This window comes from Microbacterium sp. VKM Ac-2923 (assembly GCF_022815605.1).
Lineage (GTDB): Bacteria > Actinomycetota > Actinomycetes > Actinomycetales > Microbacteriaceae > Microbacterium.
The window spans coordinates 25,804-38,394 of the sequence record NZ_JALGRP010000003.1; the positions used below are offsets into that span (position 1 = coordinate 25,804).

A 12,591-nucleotide genomic window follows, 5' to 3' on the forward strand; every position below is an offset into this window, starting at 1 on the left:
GGAGCGTGGTGCAAGCGGCAGTCGGGTATCGACCGCGATCCACGGCCCACCCTGAGCCGCCCCCGGCGATCGGTCAAGGAACGAGCGGCGATCATGCGGGACGCCGCGCACCGCAGCGGATCCTGCGGGAAACCGCACCGCGCATGCGGGTCCCGGCCCGCCGCCTGCCCGTGTCATCGCGTACGGTCGAGCGCAGATCTGACGGGGGATGCCATGACCGGAACCGGGATCGACGACCGACCGACCGCCTGCGTCGTGGCCTCGTCGACGGGGCGCCCGACGTGACGACGGTCGGCATCGTCGTCGTCGTGATCTGCACGATCGGCTTCTCCACCGTGGTGTGGGGCATCGTCGCCCTCTGCCGACTCGCGGCGGGGGGACGCACCCGCGCCGGCCTGATGTCGCCGTCGATGTTCTACCGCGCCGACGAGGTGGCGGTGCTCATCGCCGCGCACAACGAGCAGCTTGTGATCGCCGACGCCGTCCGCGCCGCCCGCGCCCTGGTACCCGCGCGCAACGTCTTCGTCGTCTCGGACGGGTCGACCGATCAGACCGTGGACCGGGCCCGTGAGGCGGGCGCCACGGCCTGGAACCTCGTCACCAACCGGGGGAAGGCGGGAGCCATTCGCTCCGGCCTCGCGCACTTCCGCATTGCCGAACGGTACCCGATCCTGCTGCTGCTGGACGCGGATTCGCGTCCCCGGCCGGACTACCTGCGCACCGGGCTGCCGCTGTTCACCGACGACGGGGTGGTCGCGGTGGCGGGGCGGGCCACGACGGCACCGGATGCCGCGACGCGAGGAATGGGACGGGTGCTCACCTCCTACCGCGAGCGCACCTACGTGTGCACGCAGTACCTGCACAAGTTCGGGCAGGCCGCGACGGCCGCCGACGCGGTGACGATCGTGCCGGGGTTCGCGAGCATGTACCGCACCGACGTCCTCGACCGCATCGACATCGAGGCGCCCGGGTTGACGATCGAGGATTTCAACATGACCTTCGAGGTGCACGCGAAGCGTCTGGGCCGCATCGCCTTCCACCCCGCCTGCGCGGTGGCGGAGACGCAGGACCCCGCCATCCTCCGGGATTACTCGGCCCAGATGCGCCGGTGGAGCCTCGGTTTCTGGCAGACGCTCCGGCGTCACGGTCCGCGCCGCGGCCTGTTCTGGACATCGGTCGGCGTCTTCGCGGTCGAGACGGTCGTCTCCAGCCTGGTCCTCGCCGCGATGGTGCCGGCCCTCGTCGTCGCGGCGCTGGCCGCGGTGGCCGCGCCCGTTCTCACCGGTGAGTCCGCGACGGTCGCGGCGACGATGGCATCGGCGCTTCCGGTCGGCCCGTTGGCGGCGGCGTTCGTCGTGACGGATGCCGCGATGACGGCGTTCGCGTGCGCAGTGACGGGTACGCGTCCGCGGGTGTGGATGCTCCTGTATCCGCTTCTGCGCGTCTGGGACGCGGTGCTGTGCCTGCGCGCGCTCGTCGCCGCACTCGGCCGGCCCTCGGACGGACGCTGGCGCAGTCCCGACCGTCGTGCGGCGCTGTCGCCGATCGCTTCGTGACCCCTTCCGGCATCCCGACGTTCCCTCAGGCGCCGGAGGTCTCCGCCGGGGAAGCGTGCAGCAGCGCCACCAGGTGCACACGCGAGCTCACCCCGAGTTTGCGGTAGACGCCGGTCAGGCGCAGCTCGACGGTGCGCAGGGAGATGAACAGGGCGGCCGCGATCTCGCGGTTGCGCAGCCCACGACCGACCAGGGCCACGACGTCGCGCTCCTGGGGGGTGAGCGAGCGTCCCCGATCACCGGGTCGGGGGACCGCCCGCGCCGGTGGTCGCTCGGTGATCGGAAGACACCTCTCCCGCGTCGTCCGGAGGCGGACGCGCTCGATGGGAGGGTCGTCGGTGCGACCGATGGCCGCGGCTTCGCGGAATGCCTGCGCGCCGTCGTGGTCGCTGCGGCAGACAGCACGCGACCGCGCCACCGCCAGTGTGGTCCAGCGGCGGGGAATGCGCTGCGATGCCTCCTCGAGGCGGGCGAGCAGACGACGCGCATCTCCGCGGAGGCCGCTCAGCCACAGCGCCTCGATCAGGTCGGCGTCGGCGCGCAAGAGCGACGGGTCGTCGCAGGGCACAGCCTCCCGCGCGGCCTGGAGCGCGGCCACGGCGTCGTCGAACCGTCCCTCCGCCAGCGCGCAGCCGCCCTCGATGACGGCGAACCACGGCAGCGCGGTCGTCGTGCCCTCTCGTCGGCAGAGATCGCGACCGCGGCGGACGAGTTCGGACACTTCCCGCCCGAGGGGATCGACCGCGGCAGCGCCGGCGAGTACGAGGGTGTCCGCCACCTCCGACCGTCGACCCGGGACCCACTCGCGTCTCCAGGCGTCCACGGCCTCGCGCGCCGCGATCGGGTCGCCTCCGCGCGCCTCCGTCGTCACCAGCAGACACCCCAGCTGATCGCGCCAGTACGGCGCGAGACGCGGTCGGCGGTCGAGCAGGGACCGGATGCCGCGTCGAACCGCCGCGTAGTCCTCGCGCAGCACGCTGATGTGCAGGGCGAGCAACGCCTGTTCGATCGGGGCGTCCGGCTCCGGTGCGCTCCGGACGCTCCCGGTGTCGATGGTGATGGGGAGCAGGACATCGGCGCCCAGCTCCTCGAGCAGTCGAGCGAGCAGCGTGGTCTCCGTCGCAGCGATTCCACGCTCGGTGGCGAGCACGACGAGGGCGTGCGCCCGTCCGACCTCACCGCGCGACAGGTGTCGTCGTGCGCTCTCGCACAACAGTCGTTCGACGGCCCGCGGGTCGTCGGTCTCGTCCGCGACGCGCAGCACCAGGTCGTCGAGGACGTGGTCGGGCGCCGCCGTCGCCATCGACCACGCGAGTGTCCCTCGGATCCGCACGGCCGGATCGGTCGGTGTTCCGGCCCGCCAGAGGTAGTGCCGGCCCCGCACCACGTGCCCCTCGAGCACGAGGGCCTCTCCGAGCTCGACGAGGAGGCGGCACCGGGCGACGTCGTCGATCCGGCCGGCCTGAGCGCGCTCGGCGAACTCGACGGCCGCGGACGGTTCACCCGAGCGAGCGAGCTCCACCGCCGCGACCAGCAGCGGTTCGCGATCGCCGTCGGGTTCGGCGTAGCTCTGATGCCACAGGACGGTCGCCGGGTACTCTCCCGCGTGTTCCGCGGCGGCCCGGTCATGCAGCCGGTACCTCTCATCGGCGGTGAGCGAGCCGAGGTGCCGGAGACGCAGAGCGGAGTCGGCAACGCGGGCGAGCTCGCCGTGGACGGCCACGAGGCCCCCGTCGATCAACGCGTTCAGCTCGATCCCCAGGCCCGAGGCGACGGACCGCAGGCGGTCGTGAGCGAAGATCGGTCCCACGCACAACAGGTCCATGACCGCGGCGACACGAGGGTCGCGGAACGTCTCAACCGTGCGCCCGCGCCGACCCGGCACCTCGTCGGCAAGTCGGAGCGGCAGAGGGAGCGGGTCGTCGCCCGCCGCCTCGCACGGAGTCAGCCGCACGCGCGAGAGGATCCCCGGGTCGCCACCGACGAACCCGGCCACGGTGTGCAGGACGGCGAGGGCCGCACCCGACCCGAGGACGACCCGAGCGAGGTCGAGGGTCTCTTCGAACGACAGCCGGCCGATGCGCTCGTGCCGCATGCCGGCGAAGTCGCGGCGCCCGTCGGCGGCGCCCGCGGTGGCCACGACGCTCAGTCCGGTGCCTCGTAGTCGACCGAAGACGAACGACAGCACCGTGATGCTCGCCCCGTCCATCTGATCGAGGTCGTCGACGACGACGACATCGGGTTGTTCATGGACGAGATGCAGGGTGCGGCTGAGTTCCTCGGCGAGGAGATGCTCGGGCCAGTCCCGGCCGCGCGCGAGGACGGCGTTCACGGCTTCGCGCCGTTCGCCCCCGAGGCCCGTCGCCAGTGCCGACAGCCCCGAGTACGGCCACAGGCGTTCGCTCGGGCTCGCCGAGACGACGACGGCGCCGTGCTGCTCGGCGATCTCTCGGGCGAGGGCGGACTTGCCGATGCCCTCCGCGCCGACGAACAGGCACGCCGCCCCTCCGGACGTGCCGATCACCTCTTCCGCGATCCGCTTCTCGTGCGCGCGACCGATAAATGGCATCCGAACGCTCCCAACTGCGTCGTCCGGAGCCGAGGATCTCTCCCCGGACCGGATCAGGATGCCCCCCTTCGGAAGGCTAAGTCGCGGTCGGGACGAAGACAAGGGGTGTTTCTCCGCAAGACGGTGACGCACGAGAGGACCGGATGCCAGGGCATCCGGTCCTCTCGGGTTCGAGCGCTCAGTACTCGCGGTCGATGAGCTGCGGCGGTACGTGATCGGCGGCGATCTCGTCCACGAAGAACGCCGTGCGTCGGCGTCCTTTCGCCCCCGCGGCGGGAACGCTCTGGTAGCTCGCTCCGGCAAGGGCGAGGCCGAGGGCGGCAGCCTTGTCCGCCCCCGCGATCACCATCCACACGCGCTTGGAGCTGTTGATGACGGGGCGCGTGAGCGACACCCGCTCGCTCGGCGGCTTCGGCGACTCCCGGACCGGCACGGTCGCCCGGTCGGTCACCGAGATCTCGGGCCGGTCGGGGAACAGCGAGGCGATGTGGGCATCGGGCCCGACGCCGAGGAAGCAGATGTCGAACGAGGGCCAGGGGCCGGTCTCACTGCGATCCGACGGAGCGAACTGCGCCAGTTCGTCGGCATAGGCGATGGCCGCGGCATCCAGATCGACGCCGTCTTCGCTGGAGGCGACGACGTGGATGTTCTCGGCGGGGATGTCGAGGTGGTCCAGGAATGCCTCGCGCGCCTGCTTCTCGTTCCGATCGTCGCTGTCCCGGGGCACGAAACGCTCGTCACCGAACCAGAAGTGCACGAGAGACCAGTCGATGTCGGCCGCGCGCTCGTCGCGCGCGGCCGTACGCAGGACAGCGCCGCCCATCGTTCCGCCGGTCAGGCAGATGTGCATCCGCTTGCCCTCGGCGACGCGCTTCACGATGCGGTTCACGAACCGCGTCGCCACGTACTCCGCCAGGGCGTCGGCGTCGCGCTTGATGATGACGCGCTTCGCGCCCGAGTCGCTCACGACCCGCTCTTCTCGCTCGCGGCGTGCAGCAAGTCGTGGCCCTCGGTGATCACACGGCCGTAAAGCACGTCGGGGTCGAGTCGCCGCAGCTCCTCGGCCAGGCACTCCCGCAGGGTGCGTCGCGGGAAGGCGAGGTCGTGAGTCGGCTGCCCCGGTTGGCTGAGGATCGCGACGCCGGCCTCGGGACGCTCGAGCAGAGTGTCGCCGCTTGCGCGCGTGAGGCGCACCGACTTGATGCCGCTCGACCACGCGTCGGCCGGGAGGTAGGCGTAGTCGACGGGGGCGTCGAGCTTCATCCCCAGCCACGCCGCGAGCAGCGCGGTGGACGGGGAGTCCGACGCGCCACGCACCTCGATCGCGGTGACCGGCTCGTACGGCGGCTGGTCGAGCACCGCCGCGAGTTGTTCGCGCCACCGGGTGACACGGGTCCACGCGAAGTCGGTGTCGCCGGGGGAGTAGTGCTCCCCGAGCTCGGCGACCCACGCGGCCGGGTCGGCCTGCGACGAGGCGTCGGTGATGCGGCGCTGGGCGATGCGGCCGATGGCCGAGCGCGACGGGTTCGACGGGGCCTCGGCCGGCCACCACGCCACGACCGGGGCGTCGGGCAGCAACAGTCCCGTGACAAGGCTCTCGGCGTTGGAGCCGGCGGCACCGTGGGCACGCAGCACAACGACTTCGCTGGCGCCCGCGTCACCTCCCACGCGGATTTGGGCGTCGAGACGGGGGGCCTCGTCCTCGTCGCCGAACAGCACCGCGATGACGCGCATGGGGTGCTCGCGCGAGGCGTCGTTCGCGGCCTCGATGACTTCTTCTTCGGCGCCGTGATGCGTGACGATGATGAGCGTCAGCACGCGGCCCAGGGCGACCGCGCCGCCCTCTTCGCGGACGCTGACGAGCTTCTTCGAGATCGCGCTGACGGTGGTGTCGGGCAGGTCGATGATCACGGGCGCCTCCAGGTGCGGCCGTCGCGGGCGAGGAGCTCATCGGCGGATGCCGGCCCCCACGACCCGGGCGAGTACTGTTCGAGCGGACCGCCCTCCGCGGCCCAGAACTCCTCGATCGGGTCGAGGATCTTCCAGCTCAGCTCGACCTCTTCGTGCCGCGGGAACAGCGGCGGGTCGCCGAGCAGGACGTCGAGGATGAGCCGCTCGTACGCTTCGGGGCTGGCCTCGGTGAAGGCGTGACCGTACCCGAAGTCCATCGTCACGTCGCGCACCTGCGTGCCGTCGCCGGGGACCTTGGAACCGAAGCGGATCGTGACGCCCTCGTCGGGCTGCACGCGGATGACGAGGGCGTTCTGCCCCAGCTCCTGCGTCTGGCTCTGCGAGAACAGCTGCTGCGGCGCACGTTTGAACACGACGGCCACCTCGGTGACGCGCCGGCCGAGCCGCTTTCCGCTGCGGACATAGAACGGTACGCCCGACCAGCGGCGCGTGTTGATCTCGAGCTTGATCGCGGCGAACGTCTCGGTGACGGATTCGGGGTTCATCCCGTCTTCCTCGAGGAAGCCGAGCACCTCCTCACCGCCCTGCCAGCCGCCGGCGTACTGCCCGCGGGCGGTGGCCTCGGCGAGGTTCTCGGGCAGTCGTACCGCCGCGAGCACCTTCTCTTTCTCAGCGCGGAGGTCGGCGGCGTTGAAGCTGATGGGCTCCTCCATCGCCGTCAGCGCGAGAAGCTGCAACAGGTGGTTCTGGATCACGTCGCGCGCGGCGCCGATGCCGTCGTAGTAACCGGCACGGCCGCCTACACCGATGTCCTCGGCCATCGTGATCTGCACGTGGTCGACGTAGTTGCGATTCCAGATCGGCTCGTACAGCTCGTTGGCGAAGCGCAGCGCCAGGATGTTCTGCACCGTCTCCTTGCCGAGATAGTGGTCGATGCGGAAGATCGCGTCAGCCGGGAACGCACTCTCGACGACCTCGTTCAACGCGCGGGCCGATGCCAGGTCGTGCCCGAACGGCTTCTCGATGACGACGCGACGCCATCCGGTCGTGTCGTCTGCGGTCTCGCCGACGAGGCCGGACGCCTTCAGCTGCGTCGTGACCAGCGGGAAGGCCTTCGGCGGAATCGACAGGTAGTACGCGTGATTGCCCATCGTGCCGCGTTCGGTGTCGAGCTTGTCGACAGTGGCCCGCAGGCGCTGGAACGCCTCGGGGTCGTCGAACTCGCCCTGGACGAAGCGGATGCCCTCGAGCAGCTCTTTCCACGTCTCCTCGCGGAACTCGGTGCGGGCGTACTTCTTGACCGAGTCGTAGACGACCTCGGCGAAGTCCTGGTCCTCCCAGTCGCGACGCGCGAAACCGACCAGGGCGAACCCGGGGGGCAGCAAGCCGCGATTGGCGAGGTCGTAGACCGCCGGCATGAGCTTTTTGCGCGACAGATCGCCGGTGACGCCGAAGATCACGAGGGCGCTGGGCCCCGCGATCCGGCTCAAACGGCGATCCTCGGGATCGCGCAGGGGATTGTGACCCGGTGTGATCTCTACGACCATGACTTACTGTGCCGCCTCGAAGAGTGAGAGCACCTCGACCTGCGGGTCGGTCAGCGTCAGCGTGACGACGGGACGGCCATGCGGCGCCCCCGCCAGAACGCTCGCGTCTCCCGCGGCCTGTGCCTGGATGAGTTGTCCGAACGTGAACGGTCGACCGGGGATCTCGAGGTCGACATCGGTGCGTTCGATGATCTGAAGGAAGACACCGGTGGCGGGTCCCCCCTTGTGGTACTGGCCCGTCGAGTGCAGGAACCGGGGACCCCAACCGAACGTGGTGGGGCGACCGGAGTCGGCGGCGACGAGCTCGCGAAGGCCCGCGAGCTGCGGGAGGTCGAGGCGGTTCACGTACGCCTGAATGCTCACGTAGCCGTCGGCGGGGACCTGCGCGTACAGGGCCTCGAGCACTGCCGCGACAGTTCCGCCGGCCGCGAGGGCGGGGTCGGACACGCGCACCTCGACGCCGTCGGCGACGAACGCCGGAGCGGTGGGGGCGGGCTGCGCCTGGAGCAGGCCACGCGTGGCGTCCTTCGCCGACTCGACGTCGGGCTGATCGAAGGGATCGATGCCGAGCAGGCGTCCCGCGACGGCAGTCGCGTACTCCCACACGACGAACTGCGCGCCCAGCGACCCGCTGACGAGCACCTCGTCGGTGTGCCGCTCGAAGAGGTGGAACGCGTGCGCGTCCTCGACGAAACGGACGACCTGCAGATCGTCGGGCTGGGACTCGAGCTCGGGCGAGACCGGCAGCAGAACCACGGGGAGGATGCCGGATCCGTCCTTGCCCGTCGACTCGGCGACCAGCTGCTCGATCCAGTCCGGCAGGCCCACGATGTGGGTTCCGTCGGTGATCAGGCCGAGTTTGTCGCGGCGCAGGGCGCCGCCACCGGCGATCGCGGCGGCCAGGACGAGCGCCGGGTTCTCGGGGGAGTCGATGGCGACCTCGAGAAGCGTGGCATCCGCCTCGTCGAGGAGGTCGTCGATGTCGACTCCGGCGAGCCCGGTCGGCACGAGGCCGAACGCAGTGAGCGCGGAATACCGGCCGCCCACCTCGGGGTCGGCGGTGAAGACGCGGTATCCGTCGGCACGCGCCGCTTCTTCGAGCGGTGAACCGGGGTCGGTCACGACGACGATGCGGTCGGCGGGGTCGATCCCCAGATCGCGGTATGCCGCCTCGAACGCCCGCTTGACGGAGTCGGTCTCGATGGTCGAACCGGACTTGCTCGACACGACCAGGACGGTCTGCGCGAGACCGCCGGCCTCGCCGTCGCCGTCGATCGCGGCGAGCACCTGGGCGGGCGAGGTCGAGTCGACGATGACCAGCGGAACGCCGGCCGTCTGGGCGATGACCTCGGGAGCGAGCGACGAACCGCCCATCCCCGCGAGCACGACGCGCGTCACGCCCTGCGCGACGAGCTCGTCGCGCAGGGCGGTGATCTCGGGCACGAGCGGGCGCGAGACGGAGACCGCCCGCACCCACCCGAGCCGACGGGACGCTTCGTCTTCGGCGGCAGGGCCCCACAAGCTCGCGTCGCCGGCGGTGATGCCCGACGCGATCAGCGAGCCGGTCAGGCCCGGCAGCTCGGCCGCGACGACCGAGCCGACGCGGCCGGTGACCTTGACCGCGAAGCTCACTTGGCGGCCTGGGCGCTTCCGGCGTCGAGGGCGGTCTTGACCGTGTCCTGCAGCTCGTGCCAGGAGGCGATGAACTTCTCGACACCCTCGTCCTCGAGCGTCTGCGTCGCGTCGGCGACGTCGACACCCGCGGCGGCGAGACGGTCGAAGACGTCGTGCGCGTCGGCGTAGGCGCCGGTCACGGTGTCTCCGGCGATGACACCGTGGTCGTACGTGGCCTCGAGCGTCTTCTCCGGCATGGTGTTGACGGTTCCGGGGGCGACGAGCTCGGTCACGTAGAGCGTGTCGGGCAGGGCCGGGTCCTTGACACCGGTCGACGCCCACAGGGGACGCTGGACGGTGGCGCCGGCATCGAGCAGCGTCTTCGCGCGGTCTTCGGAGAACTTCTTCTCGAACAGTTCGTAGGCCAGGCGGGCGTTGGCGATTCCCGCCTTGCCCTTGAGTTCGGCGGCCTCGTCTGAACCGAGGGCGGCGAGTCGCTTGTCGATCTCGGTGTCGACGCGCGAGACGAAGAACGACGCGACCGACTGCAGGGTCGAGATGTCGTGGCCCGCGGCCTGCGCCTTCTCGACACCGGCGAGGTAGGCGTCGATGACCTCCTCGTAGCGCTCGAGGCTGAAGATGAGCGTGACGTTCACCGAGATGCCCGCACCGATGACCTCGGTGATGGCGGGCAGGCCCGCCTTCGTCGCGGGGATCTTGATCAGCACGTTCTTGCGGTCGACGCGGGCCGACAGGTCCTTGGCCTGCGCGACGGTGGCGTCGGTGTCGTGCGCGAGATCGGGGGAGACCTCGATCGACACGCGGCCGTCGACGCCGTTGGTCGCCTCGAAGACGGGGAGGAAGATGTCGCACGCGTCGCGGACGTCGTCGGTGGTGATCGAGAAGATCGCCTCGTCGACATCGGCGCCTGCGGCGGCGAGCTCCTTGACCTGACCCTCGTACGCCTCGCCCTTGGACAGGGCGCCGGCGAAGATCGTGGGGTTGGTCGTGACACCCGAGACGTTGCGGGCGTCGATGAGCTCGGCGAGGTTGCCGGACTGGATCCGCTGGCGCGACAGGTCGTCGAGCCAGATGCTGACGCCGGCGGCGGCGAGGTCTGCGGTGGGAGTGCTCATGTCGTAAATCTCCTCGGGTTACTTCTTGGCGGCGGCGAGCGACTCGCGCGCGGCCTCGACGACGGCCTCGGCCGTGATGCCGAACTTCTGGAACAGGGTCTTGTAGTCGGCCGACGCACCGAAGTGGTCGATGGCGACCGAACGGCCGGCGTCGCCGACGATGCCGTGCCAGCTGAGGGCGGAGCCCGCCTCGACCGACACGCGCGCCTTCACGGCTGCGGGCAGCACGGACTCGCGGTACGCCTCGTCCTGCTCGGCGAACCACTCCAGCGACGGAGCCGACACCACGCGGGCGTGGACGCCCTCGGCGGCCAGGGTCTCGCGCGCCTGGACGGCGAGCTGGACCTCGGAACCGGTGGCGATCAGGATGACGTCGGGCTCGCCGCTTGCGGCCTCGGCCAGCACGTACGCTCCCTTGACGGCGCCCGCGGCCGACGCGAACTCGTCACCGGATGCCGCGCCCTCGCCGCGGGCGAAGACGGGGATGTTCTGGCGGGTGAGCGCGATACCGGCGGGGCCGGCCGTCCGGCGCAGCAGTTCGAGCCAGACCACGGAGGTCTCGTTGGCATCCGCGGGACGCACGAGGGCGAAGTTCGGGATGGCGCGGAGGGTGGCCAACTGCTCGATGGGCTGATGCGTGGGGCCGTCCTCGCCGAGCGCGACGGAGTCGTGCGTCCAGACGAAGAGGGTCGGGATGTTCATCAGGGCGGCCAGACGCACCGGCGGGCGCATGTAGTCGCTGAAGATGAGGAAGGTGCCGCCGAACGGGCGGGTGGGGCCGTGCAGCACGATGCCGTTGAGGATCGCGCCCATGGCGTGCTCGCGGATGCCGAAGTGCAGCACGCGACCGTAGGGGTCACCCGACCACTCGTGCGTCGACCACGACGAGGGGATGAAGGACTTGGCATCCTTGATCGTCGTCAGGTTGGACTCGGCGAGGTCGGCCGAACCGCCCCAGAGCTCGGGGAGCTCGGCGGCGAGGGCGTTGATGACCGTGCCGGAGGCGGCGCGGGTGGACACGTCTTTGCCCGCCTCGAAGGCGGGCAGGGCGTCGGCGATGCCCTCGGGCAGCTCGCGGGCCTGCAGGCGGTCCCACAGCTGCTTGCGCTCCGGGTGCTTCGCGGCCCACGCGTCGAAGGTCGACTGCCAGGCGGCCTTCTCGGCCTCGCCGCGCTCGACGAGCTGACGGGTGTGCGCGATGACGTCGTCGGCGACGGCGAAGTGCTGCTCGGGGTCGAAGCCGAGGACCTCTTTGGTGGCCTTGAGCTCGTCGGCGCCGAGGGCCGAGCCGTGGATCTTGCCGGAGTTCTGCTTGCCGGGCGACGGCCAGCCGATGATCGTCTTGAGGATGATGAGCGACGGCTTGCTCGTCTCGCCCTTGGCGGCCTCGATCGCGGCGTGGAGTTCGGCGACGTCTTCGACGTACTCGCCGGTCTTCTTCCAGTCGACGGTCTGCACCTGCCAGCCGTACGCCTCGTAGCGCTTGGCGACGTCTTCAGTGAAAGCGACGTTGGTGTCGTCCTCGATCGAGATCTGGTTGGAGTCGTAGATCGCGATGAGGTTGCCGAGCTCCTGATGGCCGGCGAGCGAGGAGGCCTCGCTCGTCACGCCCTCCTGGAGGTCGCCGTCACCGGCGATGACGTAGACGAAGTGGTCGAACGGGCTCTCACCCGGGGCGCTCTCGGCGTCGAACAGGCCGCGCTCGTAGCGGGCGGCGTAGGCGAAGCCCACGGACGATGCCAGTCCCTGGCCGAGCGGGCCCGTGGTGATCTCCACGCCGTCGGTGTGCCCGAACTCCGGGTGCCCGGGGGTCAGCGACCCCCACGTGCGGAGCGCCTCGAGGTCCTTCAGCTCGAGGCCGAAACCGCCGAGGTAGAGCTGGACGTACTGGGTGAGGGAGGAGTGTCCCGCCGAGAGGATGAAGCGGTCGCGGCCGGGCCAGTGCGTGTCGGCCGGGTCGTGGCGCAGAACCCGCTGGTAGAGCAGGTATGCGGCCGGGGCCAGCGACATCGCGGTACCGGGGTGGCCGTTGCCCACCTTCTCGACGGCATCCGCCGCCAGAATGCGGGCGGTGTCCACCGCGCGCCGATCGATGTCATCCCATTCGAAGTCCGACAAAACGGTGCCTCTCTCGATCTGCGCCCGTTCACGGCCGACGTCCGCGCTCACCACCGTAGGAGTGGGAGGGGGGTGGGGGTGTCGTCGCGGGGCGCGCGTTCACCGCCAGCATAGCGAGAACGGGCGACGCTGTTGCGGAT

At 70.6% G+C, this 12,591-nt stretch carries 8 protein-coding genes; 1 reads left to right on the forward strand and 7 read right to left on the reverse strand.

Features of this window, described 5'->3' with window-relative positions; genetic code table 11:
* Positions 1–281: 281 nt before the first annotated feature.
* Positions 282–1,556 (forward strand): glycosyltransferase, encoded by a 1,275-nt coding sequence (locus MT347_RS06020; protein WP_243499132.1) that lies wholly within the window; start codon positions 282–284, stop codon positions 1,554–1,556.
* A gap of 25 nt (positions 1,557–1,581) precedes the next feature.
* On the opposite strand, the gene MT347_RS06025 is transcribed toward MT347_RS06020, so the two are convergent.
* The 7 genes from MT347_RS06025 to tkt all read right to left on the reverse strand — a co-directional run bounded on the left by MT347_RS06025 (position 1,582) and on the right by tkt (position 12,451).
* Positions 1,582–4,125: a LuxR family transcriptional regulator gene (locus MT347_RS06025; RefSeq protein WP_243499134.1), complete on the reverse strand. Its 2,544-nt coding sequence runs from the start codon at positions 4,123–4,125 to the stop codon at positions 1,582–1,584.
* Positions 4,126–4,303: 178 nt separating this feature from the next.
* Entirely contained in the window at positions 4,304–5,092 is a 789-nt protein-coding gene (gene pgl, locus MT347_RS06030; RefSeq protein WP_243499136.1) for a 6-phosphogluconolactonase, read from the reverse strand.
* Positions 5,089–6,036 (reverse strand): glucose-6-phosphate dehydrogenase assembly protein OpcA, encoded by a 948-nt coding sequence (locus tag MT347_RS06035; RefSeq protein ID WP_243499138.1) that lies wholly within the window; start codon positions 6,034–6,036, stop codon positions 5,089–5,091. Before MT347_RS06035 ends, pgl begins: the two co-directional genes overlap by 4 nt.
* The gene (gene zwf / locus MT347_RS06040) at positions 6,033–7,583 is read right to left on the reverse strand and encodes a glucose-6-phosphate dehydrogenase (RefSeq protein ID WP_243499140.1); all 1,551 of its coding nucleotides are present in this window, start codon (positions 7,581–7,583) and stop codon (positions 6,033–6,035) included. The genes MT347_RS06035 and zwf overlap by 4 nt, the downstream gene beginning before the upstream one ends.
* 3 nt (positions 7,584–7,586) lie before the next feature.
* On the reverse strand, positions 7,587–9,215 hold the full coding sequence (locus tag MT347_RS06045) for a glucose-6-phosphate isomerase (protein ID WP_243499142.1): 1,629 nt from the start codon (positions 9,213–9,215) through the stop codon (positions 7,587–7,589).
* Positions 9,212–10,333 carry a transaldolase gene (gene tal, locus MT347_RS06050; RefSeq protein WP_243499144.1) on the reverse strand — a complete coding sequence of 374 codons (1,122 nt, stop codon included), beginning with the start codon at positions 10,331–10,333 and terminating at the stop codon, positions 9,212–9,214. The genes MT347_RS06045 and tal overlap by 4 nt, the downstream gene beginning before the upstream one ends.
* A gap of 18 nt (positions 10,334–10,351) precedes the next feature.
* The gene (tkt, locus tag MT347_RS06055; RefSeq protein WP_243499759.1) at positions 10,352–12,451 is read right to left on the reverse strand and encodes a transketolase; all 2,100 of its coding nucleotides are present in this window, start codon (positions 12,449–12,451) and stop codon (positions 10,352–10,354) included.
* Positions 12,452–12,591 lie beyond the last annotated feature (140 nt).